We start from the raw sequence: 18,830 nt of genomic DNA on the forward strand, positions 1-18,830 counted from the left end.
CGGCGACCGGCAGGTAGCGCACCCTTGACGCGCCCGAGTACGCCCGCACCATCGCGTCCGTGGTGGGCGTGCAGCCGCGCAATGATGGCCATCATCCAAGCGGTCTTCATGGCCATCAATGAGCTGGCTCGGCAGCACCGCGCTCACCAGTGCGGCCACACCTCCACCGGGACCCCGACGGACGATCCTACATAGTGGTAGCCGAGCTGCCCGCTGTCGTTGTCGCCCCAGGCCCAGCGGGTCCCGTCGGCGCGCAGCGCCAGCGTGTGCATGTCGCCCGCGGCGATGGCGGTGATCTGGTCGAGGAGCACGGGCACCGGGGTGGGATGCGGCTGCGACCACGAATAGCCCGGGTAGCCCAGCTGCCCGCTGCCGTTGCTCCCCCAGGCCCGGGCGGTGCCGTCCGACCGCAGCGCCAGCGAGTGCCCCATCCCCGCGGCGATCGCGGTCACCGCGTCGAGCCCCGCGACGGGCACCGGCACCGCGCTGTTGGCCGCCACGCCCTGCCCGAGCTGGCCCTCGGACCCCTCGCCCCAGGCCCGCACGGTGCCGTCCGAGCGCAGCGCCAGCGAGTGCCAGGTCCCCGCGGCCACCGCGATCGCCCCGTCGAGCCCCGAGACCTGCACCGGGACCGCGCTGTCGGCCGACGCGCCGTCGCCGAGCTGCCCCTGCGATCCCTCGCCCCAGGCCCACACCGTGCCGTCGGCGAGCACGGCCAGCGCGTGGAGGTCGCCCGCCGCGATGGCGACGACGTTGCTCAGGCCGGGCACGGGCGCCGGGGTCGCGCGCCAGCCGACGGTGCCGTCCCCGAGCTGGCCGTTGGAGCTATCGCCCCAGGTCCAGACCGTGCCGTCCGACCGCAGCGCCATCGAGTGATATCGCCCTGCCGCCACGTCGATCACCTGGTCGAGGCCGGGCACCACGACGAGATCGGGGATGGTCGTGGTGGTCCCGAGCTGGCCGCCGTAGTTGGTGCCCCAGGCCCGGACGGTGCCGTCCGCGAGCAGGGCCAGCGAGTGCCCGTAACCCGCGGCGACATCGGTCACGCCGCTCAGCTCCTGGACGAAGAACGGATCTCCATAGACCCCGGCGTTCCGGTAGACGCTGACCTGGTAATCGCCGTTGTCGCCCCAGCCCCAGATCGTGCCGTCGGAGCGCACCGCGAGCGAGTGCGCGCTCCCCGCCGCCAGCGTCACCGGCGCGCAGGCGGGGTTCACCAGCCCATCGCAGTTCTCGTCCTGGGGGCTCGTGCACCACTCCACCTCGTCGGGCACCCTCTGGCCGGTGCACCAGCCATAGCCCGTGCCCTGCGCGTTGCAGGTGCGCACGCCCGCGTGGCAGACGCCCACGCCCTCGGTCCCCGCGGGGCCCTGGTAGCACGGCACGGTCGACCCCGGGACGCAGACGCACCCCGCGCCCTCCTCGTTGGCCTGCCCGTCGCAATCGTCGTCCGCGGCGCTCGTGCACGTCTCGACCGAGGGCAGCACCTCGCCCGTGCAGGCCTCGTAGCCCGTTCCCAGCGCGTTGCAGGTCTGCGTGCCCGCGTGGCAGGCGCCCACGCCCTCGGTGCCCGCTGGGCCGCCATAACAAGGCTGCGCCGATCCCGGGACGCAGGCGCACCCCGCGTCCTCCTCGTTGACCTGCCCGTCGCAATCGTCGTCGGTGATCGTGCCGCACGCCTCGGCCGAGGGCAGGACCTCGCCGGCGCACGGGCCATAGCCCGAGCCCAGCGCGTCGCAGATCATGAAGCCCGCCGTGCAGGCGCCCACGCCCTGGGTGCCGGCCGGGCCGGTGTAGCAAGACGCCAGGGCGCCGGGCTGGCAGAACGTGCTGGGCTCTCCCCCGCCATGCCCGCCGGCCCCATCGCCGCCCTGCCCGCCGGCGCCGCCCTGCCCGCCGGCGCCACCCTGCCCGCCGTCGCCGCCCTGCCCCGCGCCCCCGGCGCCGTCGCCGCCCTGGCCGCCCTCGCCGCCCTGGCCGCCGTCGCCGCCCTGCCCGCCGTCGCCGCCCTGCCCCGCGCCCCCGGAGCCGTCGCCGCCCTGGCCGCCCTCGCCGCCCTGGCCCTCGCCGCCGTGACCGCCGCTGCTCGTCGTGGTGCTGGAGCCCGTGGGCCCCGGCTTCGGCTCCTCGGCGCTGTTCTCGCAACCCGCGCTGGCCGCGGCCAGCCAGGTGCCGAGCATCACCGCCGGGATCTTCAACGTTCGCATGAATTTCCGCTCTCCGTTCAGGTGGGCGCGGACAGAGCAAGACGGGAGCCAGCGCTCGAGGCCTCCTGGACAGGCGTGAGATCCCGGGGAAGATGCCCGGCAAGCAAGGTGTTGCTTGCGCCGAGTCTGCTCAACTTGAGCAGACTCGGACCAATCCGCCATCTCCCCGAGGAGGTGCAACCATCCCTCCGAGGAGGTGCGGCTATCTCCCCGAGGACGTGCAGCCATCTCCCCGAGGAGGTTCGGCCATCTCTCCGAGGAGGTGCAGCCATCTCTCCGTCCCGAGACGGCTCGGGGCGACGGCGCTCGTAGACGACGCCCGTGGTGCGAGCCGCGCTGGCCACACGGCGCCGACACCGCACGCCGCACGCCACACGGTGAGGGCGCGTTTTCGACGCGACTTTCGACAACCCGCCGGGCTATCGCCCATGGCGGAGCGGCGGGCCGGGGGGCGGCGGGCCGCGACGCTCTCTGCCGCGGCGGCGGAGGCGCTCGCCGAGCACCCGGCTCGCGCTCGATATGTCGGCGCGCGAGAACGCAGAGCGCCCGCGCGCGGGCGATCTCAGCAGAGCCCGCGGGCGCTGGCGAGCAGCAAGACTCCGGCAGCGGAGTCCACGCGAGCGGCGGGCTCGGTGTTCGGCCCAGGCCTGCTCACCGTTCGGGTGCCACCCGCAGCCCGAGCAGCCGACCGAGCGCCTCGTGAACGACCCGGGCCCCCACCTCGTCCCCGAGGGCGACGGCGCGGCTCAGGGTGCTGGCGAGCGAGGCGACCACGGCCGCCCGAGGCGACGGATCGGTCACGGCGAGCTCCCCAGGCCCGAGGCTTGACGCTTGGGCCCGGCTTGGGCCCACGCCTTCCGAGGGGCTGCGATCCGTCGTCACGCCCTCCCCAAATCCCCGGGGAAGCGACGGTTCGCGACGGTTCGCCGCGGCGGGACAGTCCCGCCAGGGATTGCTGACGCGCGGAACTAGAGCGGCCGCGAAGCGGACGCTGGGGTTCGGGGCGGAGCCCCGAGGAAACAAAGCTAGGGCCGCCCGCGCGAGGCGGCGCAGAAATCCGGCCATTCCTGGCCGGATTTCTGGCGGGCGGAACTAGAACGCGCCCAGCACCCCGACCCCGCCGCCCTCCGGGCCGAGGAGCGGCACGATGCGCGCGTGCGCCCGCGCCGGCGAGCCCTGCCGTGCCCCCGCGGCGCTCGCGCCCTCCGCCCTCGATGGGCCCGAGGTCAGCACGAGGACCGCCCCCGCGGCGAGCGCGGCGACGCCCACGCCGACGCCGATCGTGGACACGAGCGCCTTGGTCTCCGCCGCGTTGATCTCCTTGCGACCTTCCGGCGTACACCGCTTCTCCGGACAGAGCGCTTCGTCCTTTTCCGCGTCGCTCGCTTGCCCCGCGGCGAGGATGCCGAACACCGCGCCGACGCCGAGCACCGCCACGCCGGCGCCCCCGATCACGAAGCCCGCGGTCTGCAGGCCGCGCCCGCCGCTGCGGCCGCCGACGGTGCCGCCGGCCGGCGGCGCCTGCGGCCCGGCGGGCTTGCTCGTGGGCGCCACCGGCAGGAGCTTCGGGATGGCGATCGCCTTCAGATCGGCGCTCTCGCCGACCTGGACGGTCGTCGACCAGACCGTGTAGCCGCTCGCCGTCGCCTCGACCTCGTGCGCCCCAGGATCGATCGGGATCGGCGTGCCGAGCGCGGCCGCGGGGATGTCGCCGCCGTCGACGCGGACCAGAAGGCCGGGCGTGTTCTCCGCGTTGAGCTGGATCTTCGAGAGCCTCGGCTCCAGGGCGTCGATGTGCTCCTGCGCGAACGCCTCCCGCGCGGCGTTGCCCTCCTTCTTCGAGGCGAAGAGCGCCTCCTTGAACTGCCCCCACGCCGTCGCCGTCTTGCCGAGCCCCTCGTTGCACAGGGCCAGGTTGAGCAGCGTCCCCGTGCCGGGCCGCAGGCGCTGGCTCTCGGCCAGCTTGGGGCACGCCTGCGCGTACGACTTCGCCTCCATCAGGCGGCGCCCCTCCTCGAACAACGTCTGGGCGAGCGTCGGATCGCCGCCCGCGCCCTGCGCGGCGGCGCCCGAGGGCGCGAGCAGGGCGGCCGAGGCGAGCACGACCGCGGCGAGGGCGAGGCGGGCGCGACGGAGCGCACGGGGGGCATGGACTGTCGAGGGGATCATGGCTGTGAGCTCAGTGCGGATCGTTCAGGTCGATGCCCTTCGGAGGGCGCTGCGTCGTCGTGGCTTGCGACGGGCGGGCGGCCGGCGTGGTGCGCCCCGCAGGCGCGCCGCCCCGGGCGGCGGTGGGCGCCGTCCTCGGCGACGCCGCGGGGGAGCTCGCGGCCGCCGCGGCGTTCGGCGCGGGGGCGCTCGCGGCTGCGGAGGCGCTCGCCGCCGCTGCGTCAGCCGTGATCGCTGCGTCGGCTGCCGCTCCTGTCGGTCGGATCGTCGGCCCGTCCGCCGTCGTCGTCCCGGCGCCAGGCGCGGGCTGCTCGGGGGTCGGCGCCGGCGCCGGCGCGGCGGTCTCCGTCGCGCTCACGGCGACCGTCGGCGCCGCCGCCGTGCCCTCCGTCCCGTCGGCGCCGCCCCGGCGGAGCACGTAGACGCTGCCGACGATGAGCCCCAGGAGGAGGGTCGCGGAGATCAGCGCGATCGCGAGGATCGCGGAAGGGGAGACCGATAGCCCAGGGATCCGGCGCCCGTCCGACGAGATCCCGAGGTGGGTCGACGACGCGAAGGTCGCGGCGGCGCGGGAGCTCATCGGCGCGCTGTACGGACCGGGGACGATGTGCTGCTGCGGCGTGGGCGCCGGGAAGCCGTTCGGCGGGATCGGGCTCGGCCTGCCGTCCTCGGCAGGGCGAGGCCCGAAGGCGCCGTTGCCCGGCGACGGGGAGTGCGAAAACGGCGACGATGGATGGGGGTAAGGCGTCGAGGCGTGGGCGACGGGCGACGGCGCCTGCGAGAACGGCGTCCCGTGGGGGAGCGGCGTCGGCGGGCGCGGCTGCGCGGTGTCGTGCTGCCAGGCGGGATGCGAGGTGGGCCCCGGCCACGACGGCTCGCGAGCGGCCGGGCCAGGGATCCTCGAGTCCACCCCAGCGAACGACGGCTGTGACGCGCGCTGGCCGCCGGGGATCGCGGCGTGCAGCGACAGGCCGCCCATGCGCGCGATCCGGGCCAGGGTCGTGTACGTGCGCGCGGGCGCGAACGGCGCGAGCGACACGATGAGCTCGGCGACCGACGCATGCCGGTGCTCGCGCTCGCGGGCGTACGCCTTCTCCAGCACGGCCGCGAGCGCGGCGGGCACGTCGGGGCGGATCTCCCGCAGCGGCGTCGGCGTGCCTGTCAGCACCTCCGCGCAGAGCTGCGGCAGGGTCTCCGCGAAGTACGGCTGCCTGCCGGCGAGCAGCTCGTAGAGCGAGACGCCGAGCGCATAGATGTCCGTCCGGTGATCCACCGAGCGCGTCTGCCGCATCTGCTCCGGCGACATGTACAGGGCCGAGCCCAGCGCCGCGTCCGTGCCCGTCAGGACGTCGACCGCGCCGGTCGCCATCTTGGAGATGCCGAAGTCGAGCACCTTGACGAGCGGCGAGCCGTCGACGCGCGCCGTCAGGAACAGGTTCGCCGGCTTGAGATCGCGGTGGACGATGCCGAGCCCGTGGGCCTCGACGATCGCCTCGCTGCCCTGCGCGATGTAATCGATCGCGTCCTCGATGCCGAGCACGCCTTGATCGCGGAGCAGGCGCGCCAGGTCGCTCCCGATCAGGAACTCCATGACCATGTAGGGAGCGCCGTTCTCGAGCGTGCCGACGTCCGAAACACGGGCGACGTGCTCGCTCTTGATCTTCATGCCGGCCTTCGCCTCGCGGAGGAAGCGGGCCGACCCCTCCGGGTGCTCGGTGAACGCGGGGAGCAGGAACTTCAGGGCGACCCGCTCGTCGAGCACGATGTGGCGGGCCTCGACGACCACACCCATGCCGCCCTGGCCGATGACCCGCTCCACGCGGTACTTGCCGGCGAGCACCGTCCCCGGCTCGACCGGGGGCAGCGAGGGCTGTTTCGTCTCCGAACCCGACACTGCCGGCGATGATCACCGCTTCGCCCTCGGACGGCAAGCGTGGGCGGCGCCGGTGTCGGGGCGCGGCGTGGCGAGGCGGACAGAACGGCGCCAACGGCGCCGCAGCACGCTGTTTTTGTGCCGCCGCACGGTTGCCTCGTCACGCGGCTCGCGCCGTCGCCAGGCCGCGTCGCTGTGCGGTAGCTCCGTCATACGCTCGCGCCGCCGTGCGGTCGCGTTGCGCCACGATCGCCGTCGGACGCTCGTGGTATCGCGTCCGCGCGCCGCGGCGCGCTCGCGTTCACGCACCGTCACGCGCTCGCGCCGCGACGCGCTCGCCCGCCGCATGCCCGCGCGCCCGCCCGCCGCACGCTCGCGCCCACGCGCCGCCACGCCGTCGATCCCTGGCCGAATCGTCCTCGAAACGATCTCGCAGCGCCCTTCACGCGCGTCACGGAAGGCGAGACGGAAGGGGGCACTTCTGGTTGGATAGGGCCACCCCCGGAGACAAACCACCGTGCGCCTGCTCATCCAGCACCGGACCCGTTACAATTATCCCCGCCCCGCCTCGCTCGGCCCGCAGCTCATCCGGCTGCGGCCCGCGACGCACGCGAAGGCGAAGATCGAGTCGTACAGCCTGAAGATCGACCCGCCGATCGCGGCGCGCTGGCAGCAGGACCCGTATGGCAACCACGTCGCGCGGGTGCTCTTGCCCGCGGGCGAGCGCGTCCCTCACTTCGACGTCCTGGTCGAGCTCGCGGTCAGCGTGCGCCCCGTGAACCCGTTCGACTTCTTCCTCGACGAGCGCGCGAAGGAGGTCCCGTTCGCGTATCCGGCCGAGCTCAAGCAGGACCTGGCCCCCTTCCTCGACAGCGCCGACCCCTCGTTCGCCCGCGGTCCGCTGCTCGACGAGTTCCTCGCCGGGCTACCCTCGAAGGGCGACACCGTGTCGCTCCTCGTCGCGCTGAACACCGCCGTGAACCGGCGCATCAAGTACGTCATCCGCGAGGAGGCCGGCATCTGGACGCCGGAGGAGACGCTCGCGCAAGGGCGCGGCAGCTGCCGCGACTCGGCGGTGCTGCTCATCGCGGCGCTCCGGTCGCGCGGGCTCGCCGCGCGCTTCGTGAGCGGCTACCTCGTGCAGCTCACGGACGAGGGGATGATCCCCGACCAGCCGCGCGGCGTGAGCCGCGACGTCGTCGACCTGCACGCGTGGGCCGAGGTCTACCTCCCGGGCGCAGGCTGGATCGGCCTCGACGCGACGAGCGGCCTGCTCTGCGGCGAAGGCCACATCCCGCTCGCCTGCACCGCCTCGCCCGCGCTCGCGGCGCCGGTCGAGGGCACGAGCGACACGCGCGCGACCGACGTGACCTTCGAGATGAAGGTCGGGCGGCTCGGCCACGAGCCGAGGCCCACCACGCCCTACGAGGAGCCCGTGTGGCAGGAGCTCCTGTCCGTGGCGGATCGCGCGGACGAGCGGCTCGCCGCCGCGGGCTTCTCCCTGACGATGGGCGGCGAGCCGACGTTCAACTCGCGCGAGTACCCGGACGCGCCCGAGTGGTGCGAGGGCGCGCTCGGCCCGACGAAGTGGTCGCAAGGGCTCCGGCTCGCGCACGAGCTCCGGCGCCGGATCACGCCGGGCGGCGTCCTGCTGCTCCGCGCCGGCAAGCACTACCCCGGCGAGAGCCTGCCCCGCTGGGCGCTCGAGATCATCGGCCGGCGCGACGGCGTCCCGATCTGGACCGAGATGTCCCAGGCGCGCCACGCCGATCCGGCGACCAGCGCGTCGCGCGGGCGCGGCGTCGAGCTCTCGCGGAAGTTCGCCGACGCGCTCGCGACCCGGCTCGGGCTGGCCGACTTCCTGATGCCGGCCCTCGAGGACCCCTGGCGCCACCTCCAGGACGAGGCGAGCCTGCCCACCGACGTCGACCCGCTCAAGGCGAACCTCGACGACCCGGAGGAGCGGCGGCGCCTCGCGCGGGTCCTCGATCGCGGGCTCGGGCGCGAGGTCGGCTTCGTCCTGCCCCTCGCGCGCCAGTGGGGGTCGTGGATCAGCGAGCGCTGGGGCTTCCGGCGCGGGCACCTCTTCCTGCTCCCGGGCGACAGCTCCATCGGCCTGCGCCTCCCGCTCCGCTCGCTCGTCGCGGTGGCCCCGCCGCCGCCGATCGAGGAGCTCGTGTCGCCGCAGGACCCGCGGCGCGGCGAGATCGAGGCCGACGAGGGGGAAGAGAGACAGCGCCGCGTCCAGCTCCTGGACGGCGACGGCGACCCGGAGCACGCCGAGACGGCGCGCGCGCGCGCGGCCCAGCGGCACGCCCCCGAGGACAAGCGCGCCCAGCGCGCCGCGCCCGCCGCGGGGCGATCGGGCTACGGCGTGCGCACGGCGCTCTGCGTCGAGACGCGCGACGGCATCGTCCATGTCTTCCTGCCGCCGCTCCTCTCGCCGGCCGACTTCTTCGAGCTCATCGCCGCGATCGACGCGACCCGGCAGGAGACGGGCATCGACGTGCTGCTCGAGGGGTACCCGCCCCCGGCCGGCGCCAACGTGCTTCGTTTCTCGGTGACGCCGGACCCGGGCGTGCTCGAGGTGAACCTGCCGCCCTCCGACGGGGTGCGCGCGTACGCGTCGCTCCTCGAGACGGTGTTCGACGCGTCGCTCCACACCGGCCTGCACTGCGAAAAATACCTGGTCGACGGGCGCATGGCGGGGAGCGGGGGCGGCCATCACCTCACGTTCGGCGGCCCGACGCCGCTCTCGAGCCCCTTCCTGCGCCGGCCGGATCTCCTGGCCAGCCTGCTCACGTTCAACCAGCACCACCCGTCGCTCTCGTACATGTTCGCCGGCCTCTTCGTCGGCCCGACGTCGCAGGCGCCGCGCGTGGACGAGGCGCGCCACGAGAACCTCTACGAGCTGGAGATCGCGCTCTCGCGCGCGTTCGAGCGCCGGCAGAACGAGCCGGCGTGGCTCTCGGACCTCCTGTTCCGCCACCTGCTCGTGGACATGACGGGCAACACGCACCGCGCCGAGGTGAGCATCGACAAGCTGTTCGATCCGCAGACGGCGCACGGCCGGCAGGGGCTCATCGAGCTGCGCGCCTTCGAGATGCCGCCGCACTTCCGGATGGCGGTCGCCCAGGCGCTCCTCGTCCGCACGCTCCTCGCCTCGTTCGCCGAGGAGCCGTACACGGGCCGGCTCGTGCGCTGGGGTCAGGCGCTGCACGACCGCTTCCTCCTGCCGTACTACCTGTGGCGCGACTTCGAGGACGTGCTCGATCACCTGAAGCAGCGCGGGCTCGCCCTGCCCGCGGACGCGTACCGGCCGTTCATCGAGCTGCGCTGCCCGGTGGTGGGCACGCTGCACGCCGGCGACGTGGTGCTGGAGGTGCGCAACGCGATCGAGCCATGGAACGTGCTCGGCGAGGAGCTGACGACGACGGGCACGTCGCGCTACGTGGACTCGTCGATGGAGCGCATCGAGGTGCGCGTGCAGGGGCTCACGCCGGAGCGCCACACGGTGCTCGTGAACGGCCACGTGCTGCCGCTCCGGCCGACGGGGACGGCGGGCGAGCACGTGGGCGGCGTGCGGTTCCGCGCCTGGGCGCCGCCGCACAGCCTGCACGCGCACATCGGCATCCACCACCCGGTCCACATCGACATCCTGGACACGTGGGGCAAGCGCTCGATCGGCGCGTGCGCCTATCACGTGTGGCACCCCGAGGGCCGCGCCTTCGACGGCGCGCCGCTCACGCGGTTCGAGGCGTCGGCGCGGCGCGCGCAGCGGTTCACGATCGAGGGGCCGACTCCCTGGCCGGTGACCGCGAAGCAGGCGATCGCGCACGGGGACGCGCCCTACACGCTGGATCTGCGGCGCTACGCCGTGGACCGGCCGCCGCCCAAGCCGCAGAAGGCCGAGGACGAGGGGTGAGCTGCGGGGCCGCGCTCCGGTGAGACCCTGCGCGGCCGGAGGCTCACCTGGACGGAGGTCCGGGGCTCACGGTCGAGCCGGGTGTGACACTTTGACCCAGCGCGCACGCCCCGCGCGCCGCGCGGGAAATCCCGGCGCCCATCGCGCCGAGCGCCGCCATGGCCTCCTCCGCTGTGGCGATTTGCCTTCTCGCGGGATACCCCACGTCCGCCGGCCGGGGCGCTCGGGTGACCCGGAGCTCCGGCGCCGAGCTCGCTTTGCGCGGCATAACGGCTCTGGAATCTGCGGCCCGACGGGTGAGTCGCGTCAGAACAGCGATTGGTACGCCCCCTGCTTGAGTGTTCGATGTCCCCTGCATCGCATGCGGACAGTACACCACGAAGGAGGACAACCCATGTTGCGCAAGGTGCTCGCAGTGCTCTTGGTCTCCACGATTCCCCTGGCCGCCGGCTGTTTCGTCGACTCGGACGACGACAAGGACGAAGGCGAGGACGACTGCATCACGGCGTGTTCGACGGATCGAGACGATTGCATCGCGGCGTGCGACGACGACGGCGATTGCGTCGCGGCGTGCGAAGAAGATCACGATTGCGACTCGCTCTGCATCTGAGCGCGCCGCGCCGTCGCTGGTTCAGTGATGTCGCCCGGCCAGGCGCCGCGAGAGCCTGGCCGCGAGCGGCGGGTGCGTCCGGATCATGTGGCGCATCGGCCGGATCCCGGAGGGAAAGGCGGCCTCGGCGAGCGAGGGCATGAGCGCCTCGTCGACGTTCTTGAGGGCGACCACGCGCTCTTCCCTGCGCTCGATCCAGATGAGCTCGCCGTCGCCGGCGCGCCCGAGCCGCGGCTCGTCGCCGGCGATCGGCGAGCCGTCGTAGAGCTGCCACAGCGCGGCCTCGACGCCCGCCGCGGCGCCGGCGTCGTCCCACGCCGACGCCCACGCCGTGCCGATCGCGTCCGTCTTCCGATCGCGCACGAACAGGGCGCGATCGCCGTCCCAGGCCGCGGCCAGGGCGCGCATGTCGCCGAGATCGGGCGCGCCCTCGAGCGGGCGCAGGAGCAGGTAGGTGAGCCACTCACCGAGGGTGTCCCAGTCGAGCCGCTCGAGCCGGTCGTCGAGCGTGGACGGGATCTCGTCCAGGCCGATGCCGACCTCGGGGTCCTGGGCGTCAAGGGTGAGGATTTGCTGGGTGCTCGCGGGCGCCCGCGTCGTGAAGAGCGCGTCCTCGCTCGACCAGTCGAACGGCGGGAGCCTGTCGATGACGGGCGTCACCGCGCTCGCGCCGGTCAGGTTGTGGGCGCAGTACTCGAGCCCGAAGCTGTAAGCGAACGATGGATACGCCATGAACAAGAGGGGGAGCTCGCTGCCGGCGAGGAGCTCCTCCCGGCGCGCATGCACCGAGGACAGGAGCGGGCCCCAGTCCACGAGGTGCAGATCGGCGTCGAGGTGCTCCTGCATGATGAAGCGCCCCTCCGCGAGCGTCGCGTCGCCCTCGGTGACCGCCCGCTGCGCGAGGAACGCGTCGCTCGTCAGCGCGTCGTCCTGGTCCGGCGCCAGGTCGAAATGCTGATCCTGGAGCCCGTGCACATACTCGTGGATGAGAACAGAGTCGTCCACCTCGCCGATGAGCACGATGCCGTTGCTCTCGGGAGAGTACCACGCAGCGGCCCAGTCCCCCGAGCGAGCCAGCGTCTCCCGAAGGTCCGCGTCGACGGCGAAGTAGCCGAGCCGGCCGTAGGTCGCGGCCATCTCCGCGAGATCGTCCTCCTCGGCGGCGGCCGCGGCCGCCTCCTGGTCCGCCTCGAACTCGTCCCGCGTGATCGTGACGACCGGCACGACGTGGCGGAACGACAGCTCGCGCACCTGCTCGGCGCGCTTCGCGAGCCGGGCGAAGCGGCGCTCCTCCTCGGATGGCTCGTCGCTGCAGCCGGCGATCGTCGGGATGACGGACAGCCCCACGAGAAGAGCGATGCCATCGAAGAATCGGTTCATGGTGGGCGGGCGCATAGCACCGCATGTGCCGGGCTCCTCGTCGCGGCGTTCCCGGCCGATCCAGGCGATCCGAAGGCGCCCCCGCCCGCGCGTGGCGCGCGCGGCGGGGCGGCGCAGCGCGCGCCGTTGTGCGCTTGCGCAAACGGTCGCGCGATTGCGCAATGGGCCGTCCGCTCGACGCGCCGCCGCCCCCGGGATGCCGGCGCGCAGCCCGCCGCTGCGGTCCGTCCCGGCGGGCGACGCATGGCCGGAGGGGGAGGGAATCAGGCCGCCGAGAGGTGGTGGCGCGCGAGGAGGTCGTTCTGGAGCCAGAGCAGCTTGTTGAACGCGCGGAGGGTGCGCACCTCGGCTTCCCGGTCGAGGCCCAGCGACAGGATGGTCTGGAGCAGGGCGTCCGACACGAAGCCCATGAGCGCGTTCATCTGCACGAGCGGGACGACGACCTCGGGATTGCCGGCCTTCGCGGTGTGGATCTTCCCCACCATGTCGAGGTAGGCGACCATCTTCGGATCATACGGGTGGGTCACGAGCCGGACGAGGTAGGTTGAGAGGTGCTGCTTGCGGAACTTGATCTGCTCGTGGTCCAGCGTGAGCGACGCGAGGTCGGCCGGGGGCGCCCCCTCGTAGCCATGCTGCTTCGGCACGAAGTGGCGCTTCGTTGCGTCGTAGAGGAACAGCTTCTCGTACACCGCGTCGACGAGCGCCTCGACCCGCGGGGCGAGGTGCGGCGCGGCGCCGTGGATCGCCGCGATGTCCGCCTCGCCGAAGCCGACAAACTCGATGAGGTACCCGAACCGATACTCGAGATCTGACTCCAGACGGCTCTCGTCGACGTGTTTCATCACGACGGTTCTCCTCCGCGTCTTCGCCGGCGGCGTGCCGCGAGACAACGCAGGGTGAAGACACCGGACCAGCTGTCGCCTGTCAAGCCTTGAGGTGACAGGCCGCGGCGGTACCGCGCGACAGGGGCGCGCGCCGTCTGCTCGATCACGTCGATCACGTCCATCACGTCCATCCACGTCGATCGCCCAGAGATGTCTGCCGCCGTGTCCGCTCGGGAGCGCCCGGCGGGGATCCGACGGCGCGCGCCGCTCGCTGGTCGCCGCGCCGGTGTAGGTAGGGGGAGCTCCGATCCGGAGAGCAGGCGGCCACCGATGGCTGGGCTGCGCCGCCGCCCTTATGGCCAGGGTTCGGTGGGAGCGCGTTCGGCCTCTCAGCGCAGCGTCAGGAGGAGGTTATGCAGAACACTGGACCGACAGCGGATCCGAAAGGCGCGGGCCCGAAGCCGCCTTTCGAGGGCAAGACACAGGAGCGTCCCGGAATCGAAGCCAAGATGGAGCCGAGGCCCGATTACGGCGAGTCGTCGTACAAGGGGCTCGGCAGGCTGAAGGACCGCATTGCGCTGATCACCGGAGGGGACAGCGGGATCGGCCGCGCCGTCGCGCTCGCGTTCGCCCGCGAGGGGGCCCACGTGGCGATCTCCTACCTGAGCGAGCACGAGGACGCGAAGGAGACGGCGCGGGTCATCAAGGAGGCCGGGCGCGAGGCGCTCACGCTACCCGGCGACCTGGCCGACGAGGCCCATTGCCGGAAGGTGGTCGAGGAGGTGGCGCGTAAATTCGGGCGCATCGATGTCCTGGTGAACAACGCGGCGGAGCAGGGCAAGGCCGTCGAGCGGTTCGAGGACATCGACGCAGCGCGCCTCGAGCGCACCTTCCGCGTCAACATCCTGGCCATGTTCCACATGATCCGGTACGCGCTGCCGCACATGAAGGAAGGCGGCTCGATCATCAATGTCGCCTCGATCCAGGCGTACCAGCCGAGCCCGCAGATCCTCGATTACGCGTCCACGAAGGGGGCGATCGTCACCTTCAGCAAGGGCCTGGCGCAGGACCTCATCGAGCGTGGCATCCGCGTCAACGTCGTGGCGCCCGGGCCCGTGTGGACGCCGCTCATCCAGCAATCGTTCGACAAGGAGAAGGTGGCCACCTTCGGCAAGAATCATCCAATGGAGCGCCCGGCGCAGCCGGCCGAGCTCGCCCCGGCGTTCGTGTTCCTTGCCTCGAACGAGGCGAGCTACGTCAACGGCGAGGTCCTCGGCGTAACCGGCGGCAAACCGCTCTCTTGAGCGGGTGAGCCCCGCTCCGGGGCGGCGGGGCGCGTCAGGGATCGGTGAGCTGCTTCAGGTCGACGCTGACGCCGAGGTGGTGGAGCGCGTCCTCGGGGCGGGTGAAAATGCCCATCGGTTTTTCATAGCCCTTCGAAAGCCGGACGAGCTGGAGCACACCGGTCGCGCTCTTCAGGAGGACCGCGGTCTTCTTGAAACCTTGCGTCAGCTTCGTGTGACAGTGCGCGAACGCATTCTCGAATCCGTCGTCGTTGCGCAGCGGTGCGTCGCGGGCGTCGACGAGCAGGAGCGTGCGCCGCCTGGCGATCGCCTCGAGCGACCGATCAATGCGCTCGAAGCTCAGCTCGATCGCCGCGATGCTCGGATAGTTCAGCGAATATCGCTTGATGAACACGAGCTGCTGAGCGGGGTCGTGATGGACGACCGTGTACGGGTCCCGCTCGATCTCGCGCAATCCGAGGAAGGCCACGACGGAAGGGTATGCCTGTTCGCCCAGGGCGTCGACCCCGGCGACGCCGCGCGGCATGGCGGCCCGCGGCGGCTCACCGGTCACTCGCAATCCGCCCCGCACCGCGCCTCTTCGCATGCGAAGACCGCCCCGGCAGCCTGCACGCCGTCCGCGTGCATCGCCGAGCACACCTCCAGGCAGCCATCTCCGTCCGCACGGCACGCATCCACGCACGCGAGCATTGCCCTGCACGACGGCTCGGCGACACACGCGTTCATCTCGGCTGCGCACCCTGTCAACCGGCAGGACGCGCAAGGGGACAGCGCGTCTCGCGATGGGCATTGCGCGCTGCACCGCTCGGACGCGCAGCCGCCCTCGAGGAAGATGCCCGAGATGCCCGCCCGGTGCGCCGTCAGGCACGCCTGCTCGCAAGCCACGTCCTCCGCGGCGCAGCCGAGGAGGCAGTTGCCCAGCGCGGCGCACTCCGCGCTCCGCTGGCACGCGCAATAGCTCTCCTGGCAGCGCAGGGCGAGGCAGGTCGTGCACGGATCGCCGAGCGACGCGCAGTCGTAGACCGCCTCTCCCCCCGCGCCGCCGCCGGCCGCCGTGGAGCTCGCCACGCCGGCGCCGGCGCCACCGGAGCCGCCGGCGCCGCCCGCGCCCCCGCCGGCGCCGCCCATGCCGGCGCCGCCCATGCCGGAGCCGCCCGTGCCCCCGCCGGAGCCGCCCGTGCCGGCGCTGCCAGCGCCGCCCGCCCCGGGGCTGCCGTCCGTCGAGCTGCAGGCCGCGGCCAGGAGCGCCGCTGCGGCGCACGTTTTCCAGGAAGAGAAGGCCATGGCCGACGCTACCGCGAAGGCCGCCGGCGGCTCAAGGTGAGGTGAGGAGGGAGCGCGCACCGATGCTACGGTGCCTCGCCGAGGAACCTCGCCATGATCGCTATCGTCAATCCAGAGCTGGATCGCTACGTTCACGACCACTCCGAGCCGCCGCCCGCGCTCCTCGATGAGCTGCGCGAGTTCACCCTGGCCCACGAGCCGAGGGCGGTCATGCAGGTCGGGCGGGTCGAAGGCTCCCTGCTCAGGATGCTGGTCGCGCTCATGCAGGCGCGCCGGGTGCTCGAGATCGGGACGTTCACCGGCTACTCGGCGCTCAGCATGGCCGAGGCGCTCCCGCCGGACGGCGAGCTCATCACGTGCGATCGCGACCCCGAGGTGGCCCGCATCGCCCGATCGTTCTTCGACCGCAGCGAGCACGGCGGGAAGATCCGGATCGCGCTCGGCGACGCGCTCGCCACCCTCCGCGCCATGCCGGCGAGCCCTGCCTTCGATCTCGTGTTCATCGACGCCGACAAGGAGCGGTATCCGGCCTACTACGAGGAGGTCCTCCCGCGCTGCCGCCGCGGCGGGCTGATCGTCGCCGACAACACCCTCTGGAGCGGCGAGGTCCTCGCCCCCGAGAGCGCGGACGGCCGCGCCATCGCCGCCTTCAACGATCTCGTCTTCCGCGATCCCCGGGTCGAGAAGGTCATGCTCACCGTGCGCGACGGGGTGACGCTCGCGCGCAAGCGCTGAAGGTCGGGCGCGGCGGGCGTGCGGCAGCGCGCCGCGAGCGCCGGTGGCGCGTCCGAAATCCTGGCCGGATCCCGGGCGCGCGGCGCTAGAGTCGGGCCAGCATGCTGCTCGCCATCGACGTCGGGAACACCAACATCAGCTTCGGGGTGCTGGAGGGCGAGGTGCTCCAGCACCACCTCCGCTGCGAGAGCGCGCGCTCCCGCACCTCGGACGAGTACGCCGTGCTCGTCCGGCAGATGCTCGACCTCCGCCGCGTCGACCTCGCCCGCATCGACAGCGCGATCGTCGCGAGCGTCGTGCCGACGCTGACCGACACGATGGTGGGGCTCGTCGAGCGGGCGTTCGGGATCGAGCCGCTCGTCGTGGGGCCTGGCATCAAGACCGGCATGGCCATCCTCTACGAGAACCCGCGCGAGGTCGGCGCCGACCGGATCGTCAACGCGGTCGCGGCGCACGAGTGGGTGCGGCGGCAGCCCGAACCCGCGCCCCGCGCCGCGCCGGCGCGAGCGCACGCGGCCGAGCCCGACCGGGGGGATCACGCCGCCGCCGGCGTCATCGTCGTCGATTTCGGCACGGCGACGACGTTCGACTGCGTGACCCCGAAGGGAGAGTACCTGGGCGGCGTCATCGCGCCGGGCATCCAGATCAGCGCCGAGGCGCTCTTCTCCCGCGCCGCGCGGCTGTCCCGCGTCGAGATCGCGCTCCCGCCCCGGGTCGTCGGCCGCAACCCCGTCCACTCGATGCAGTCGGGCATCGTGTACGGCTACGCGGGGCTCGTCGACGGGCTCGTGGGCCGCCTCCGGCGGGAGCTCGGCTACCCGTGCCGGGTCATCGCCACGGGCGGCCTGGCGCGGCTCATCGCGCCGCAGACCGAGACCATCGAGGGGGTCGACGACGACCTGACGCTCACCGGGCTGCGCCTCATCTACGAGCGGAACGCCGAGCGCAACAGCGGGCCCGCCACCCTGCCGCCCGCGGCGCGCGGAGGCGGCCAGGATTGACGTCGCCCGTATCCGTCCGCGCCCCGCGCCGAGCGAGCGCGCCCTCCCTCCCGGCGCCGCCGGCGTCCAGCCGGGGCCTTCACCGCGCGCTCGTCCTCGCCGCGGCGCCCGCCGCGCTCGTGCTCTCGCTCGTCCTCGCCGTCCTCCTCGGCGCCGAGCCCGTCTCGATCGCGCGCGCCGTCGCCGAGCCCGGCCTCGACCGGACCCTCCTCATCGACGTGCGCCTGCCGCGCGTGCTCCTCGCGGCCATCTCCGGCGCCGGCCTCGCGGCCGTGGGCGCCGCGTTCCAGGCGCTGCTCAGGAACCCGCTGGCCGAGCCGTACGTGCTGGGCGTCTCCGGCGGCTCCGCGCTCGGCGCCGCGGTCGCGATCGCGCTCGGCATCGGCGCGACGACCGTCCTCGGCGCCACGCTCCTGCCCGCGGCGGCGCTCGCCGGCGGCCTCGTCGCGACGGTGCTCGTCTACGCCATCGCGCGCGGCGCGGCCGAGGGCACCTCCGGCGCCTCGATGCTCCTCGCCGGCGTCATCGTGAACTCCATCGCGGCGGGCCTCATCTCCTTCCTCAAGACGCTCGTCTCCCCGTCGCGCGCCCAGCAGCTGCTCCGGTGGCTCATCGGCTTCGTCGAGCTGCCCACGACCTCGGCCCTCCTCGGCGTCGCCGCCTACGTCGCCGCCGGCTGCGCCGTGCTCCTCGCCGACGCCGCGCGGCTGAACCTCCTCTCGCTCGGCGACGAGTCGGCAGGGACCCTGGGCGTCGACGTCCGCGCCGTCGAGCGCCGGGTCTTCCTCGCGTCCTCGTGCATCGTCGGCGCCATCGTCAGCCGCACCGGCCTCATCGGCTTCGTCGGGCTGATCGTCCCGCACGCGGTCCGCCGGCTCTGCGGCGCGGATCACCGGCGGCTCCTGCCGCTGTCGCTCGTGGCCGGCGCGGTCTTGCTCACCACGTGCGACCTCGTCGCGCGGCTCCTGTTCCGGTGGCTCGGCACGGAGCCGCCCGTGGGCGCGGTGACCGCGGTGCTCGGCGGGCCGATGTTCCTCGTGCTGCTGCGGCGCTCGCCGCGCCTGTGAGGGCGCGGGCGCGTCAGGTCATGCCGAGGAGCTTGTTCATGCTGGCCTCGTCCGCCGGCGTGAACGGGTAGCGATCGAACTCGGCGCTCGTGACCCACCGGAACGCGTTCACGGCCAGCGACGCGAGCTCACCGCTCTTGATGTGGCACTCGTAGAGGTACAGGTCGACGACGTAGCGCTCGTAGGGGTGGCTCACGAACGAGATCAGCTGGCCCACCTCGATCTCGACGTCGAGCCGGTGGCGGACCTCGCGCTTCAGCGCGGCCGCGTCCGTCTCGGTCTCCTCCACGCGTCCCCCGGGGAACTCCCAGAGCATCGGGAGCACGGCGGTCGGCCGGCGCTGGGTGATCAGGTACCGGCCGTCCTGTTCAATCACGGCGGCGACCACGCGGATGGTGCGGACCATTTCCATGGCGAGTGCCTCAGGGCTGCTGAGCGTACGATGGGGCGT

Annotated in this window: 15 protein-coding genes; 6 read left to right on the forward strand and 9 right to left on the reverse strand. The window is 73.1% G+C overall.

Annotation, left to right across the window (positions count from 1 at the left end; genetic code table 11):
- Positions 1 to 143: 143 nt before the first annotated feature.
- From WMF39_RS01640 to WMF39_RS01655, 4 genes are all read right to left on the reverse strand, one after another.
- Positions 144 to 2,207: an RCC1 domain-containing protein gene (locus tag WMF39_RS01640; protein WP_437743801.1), complete on the reverse strand. Its 2,064-nt coding sequence runs from the start codon at positions 2,205 to 2,207 to the stop codon at positions 144 to 146.
- A gap of 651 nt (positions 2,208 to 2,858) precedes the next feature.
- The gene (locus tag WMF39_RS01645; protein WP_437743802.1) at positions 2,859 to 3,008 is read right to left on the reverse strand and encodes a hypothetical protein; all 150 of its coding nucleotides are present in this window, start codon (positions 3,006 to 3,008) and stop codon (positions 2,859 to 2,861) included.
- 291 nt (positions 3,009 to 3,299) lie between these two features.
- Positions 3,300 to 4,376 (reverse strand): hypothetical protein, encoded by a 1,077-nt coding sequence (locus WMF39_RS01650; RefSeq protein ID WP_437743803.1) that lies wholly within the window; start codon positions 4,374 to 4,376, stop codon positions 3,300 to 3,302.
- A 10-nt stretch (positions 4,377 to 4,386) separates the two neighbouring features.
- A complete protein-coding gene (locus WMF39_RS01655; protein ID WP_437743804.1) occupies positions 4,387 to 6,270 on the reverse strand; it encodes a serine/threonine protein kinase in 1,884 nt (627 codons plus the stop codon).
- 496 nt (positions 6,271 to 6,766) lie between these two features.
- On the opposite strand from WMF39_RS01655, the gene WMF39_RS01660 reads away from it, so the two are divergent.
- Together WMF39_RS01660 and WMF39_RS01665 are read left to right on the forward strand one after the other, a co-directional pair.
- Entirely contained in the window at positions 6,767 to 10,174 is a 3,408-nt protein-coding gene (locus tag WMF39_RS01660) for a DUF2126 domain-containing protein (protein WP_437743805.1), read from the forward strand.
- A gap of 394 nt (positions 10,175 to 10,568) precedes the next feature.
- Positions 10,569 to 10,784 carry a hypothetical protein gene (locus tag WMF39_RS01665; protein WP_437743806.1) on the forward strand — a complete coding sequence of 72 codons (216 nt, stop codon included), beginning with the start codon at positions 10,569 to 10,571 and terminating at the stop codon, positions 10,782 to 10,784.
- A gap of 21 nt (positions 10,785 to 10,805) precedes the next feature.
- Here the strand turns inward: WMF39_RS01665 and WMF39_RS01670 are convergent, their stop codons facing one another.
- The gene (locus WMF39_RS01670) at positions 10,806 to 12,164 is read right to left on the reverse strand and encodes a hypothetical protein (RefSeq protein ID WP_437743807.1); all 1,359 of its coding nucleotides are present in this window, start codon (positions 12,162 to 12,164) and stop codon (positions 10,806 to 10,808) included.
- Between the two features lie 263 nt (positions 12,165 to 12,427).
- Positions 12,428 to 13,006, reverse strand: coding sequence for a protoglobin family protein (locus WMF39_RS01675; protein ID WP_437743808.1), 579 nt, complete (start codon positions 13,004 to 13,006; stop codon positions 12,428 to 12,430).
- 395 nt (positions 13,007 to 13,401) lie between these two features.
- On the opposite strand from WMF39_RS01675, the gene WMF39_RS01680 reads away from it, so the two are divergent.
- The gene (locus WMF39_RS01680; RefSeq protein WP_437743809.1) at positions 13,402 to 14,292 is read left to right on the forward strand and encodes an SDR family oxidoreductase; all 891 of its coding nucleotides are present in this window, start codon (positions 13,402 to 13,404) and stop codon (positions 14,290 to 14,292) included.
- Positions 14,293 to 14,326: 34 nt separating this feature from the next.
- Here WMF39_RS01680 and WMF39_RS01685 read toward each other — a convergent pair whose 3' ends face one another.
- Complete coding sequence (locus WMF39_RS01685; protein WP_437743810.1) at positions 14,327 to 14,929, reverse strand: hypothetical protein; 603 nt, start codon at positions 14,927 to 14,929, stop codon at positions 14,327 to 14,329.
- Positions 14,842 to 15,576 carry a hypothetical protein gene (locus WMF39_RS01690; protein WP_437743811.1) on the reverse strand — a complete coding sequence of 245 codons (735 nt, stop codon included), beginning with the start codon at positions 15,574 to 15,576 and terminating at the stop codon, positions 14,842 to 14,844. The genes WMF39_RS01685 and WMF39_RS01690 overlap by 88 nt, the downstream gene beginning before the upstream one ends.
- 93 nt (positions 15,577 to 15,669) lie before the next feature.
- Between WMF39_RS01690 and WMF39_RS01695 the strand changes: the two genes are divergently transcribed.
- From WMF39_RS01695 to WMF39_RS01705, 3 genes are all read left to right on the forward strand, one after another.
- On the forward strand, positions 15,670 to 16,311 hold the full coding sequence (locus WMF39_RS01695; protein ID WP_437743812.1) for an O-methyltransferase: 642 nt from the start codon (positions 15,670 to 15,672) through the stop codon (positions 16,309 to 16,311).
- Positions 16,312 to 16,412: 101 nt separating this feature from the next.
- A complete protein-coding gene (locus tag WMF39_RS01700) occupies positions 16,413 to 17,312 on the forward strand; it encodes a type III pantothenate kinase (RefSeq protein ID WP_437743813.1) in 900 nt (299 codons plus the stop codon).
- A complete protein-coding gene (locus WMF39_RS01705) occupies positions 17,309 to 18,379 on the forward strand; it encodes a FecCD family ABC transporter permease (RefSeq protein ID WP_437743814.1) in 1,071 nt (356 codons plus the stop codon). Before WMF39_RS01700 ends, WMF39_RS01705 begins: the two co-directional genes overlap by 4 nt.
- Before the next feature lie 13 nt (positions 18,380 to 18,392).
- Here the strand turns inward: WMF39_RS01705 and WMF39_RS01710 are convergent, their stop codons facing one another.
- A complete protein-coding gene (locus tag WMF39_RS01710; RefSeq protein WP_012232930.1) occupies positions 18,393 to 18,791 on the reverse strand; it encodes a (deoxy)nucleoside triphosphate pyrophosphohydrolase in 399 nt (132 codons plus the stop codon).
- Positions 18,792 to 18,830 lie beyond the last annotated feature (39 nt).

Origin of the sequence: Sorangium sp. So ce1504, from assembly GCF_051521635.1 — a bacterium.
Classification (GTDB): Bacteria; Myxococcota_A; Polyangia; order Polyangiales; family Polyangiaceae; genus Sorangium; species Sorangium cellulosum_B.

What these genes read in the sequence shown, in the direction of transcription:
- WMF39_RS01680 (WP_437743809.1), top strand. Translation starts at nt 13,402, where the DNA reads ATGCAGAACACTGGACCGACAGCGGATCCGAAAGGCGCGGGCCCGAAG.
- WMF39_RS01700 (WP_437743813.1), top strand. Translation starts at nt 16,413, where the DNA reads ATGCTGCTCGCCATCGACGTCGGGAACACCAACATCAGCTTCGGGGTG.
- WMF39_RS01665 (WP_437743806.1), top strand. Translation starts at nt 10,569, where the DNA reads ATGTTGCGCAAGGTGCTCGCAGTGCTCTTGGTCTCCACGATTCCCCTG.
- WMF39_RS01695 (WP_437743812.1), top strand. Translation starts at nt 15,670, where the DNA reads ATGATCGCTATCGTCAATCCAGAGCTGGATCGCTACGTTCACGACCAC.
- WMF39_RS01675 (WP_437743808.1), bottom strand. Translation starts at nt 13,006, where the DNA reads ATGAAACACGTCGACGAGAGCCGTCTGGAGTCAGATCTCGAGTATCGG.
- WMF39_RS01640 (WP_437743801.1), bottom strand. Translation starts at nt 2,207, where the DNA reads ATGCGAACGTTGAAGATCCCGGCGGTGATGCTCGGCACCTGGCTGGCC.
- WMF39_RS01690 (WP_437743811.1), bottom strand. Translation starts at nt 15,576, where the DNA reads ATGGCCTTCTCTTCCTGGAAAACGTGCGCCGCAGCGGCGCTCCTGGCC.
- WMF39_RS01670 (WP_437743807.1), bottom strand. Translation starts at nt 12,164, where the DNA reads ATGAACCGATTCTTCGATGGCATCGCTCTTCTCGTGGGGCTGTCCGTC.
- WMF39_RS01710 (WP_012232930.1), bottom strand. Translation starts at nt 18,791, where the DNA reads ATGGAAATGGTCCGCACCATCCGCGTGGTCGCCGCCGTGATTGAACAG.
- WMF39_RS01650 (WP_437743803.1), bottom strand. Translation starts at nt 4,376, where the DNA reads ATGATCCCCTCGACAGTCCATGCCCCCCGTGCGCTCCGTCGCGCCCGC.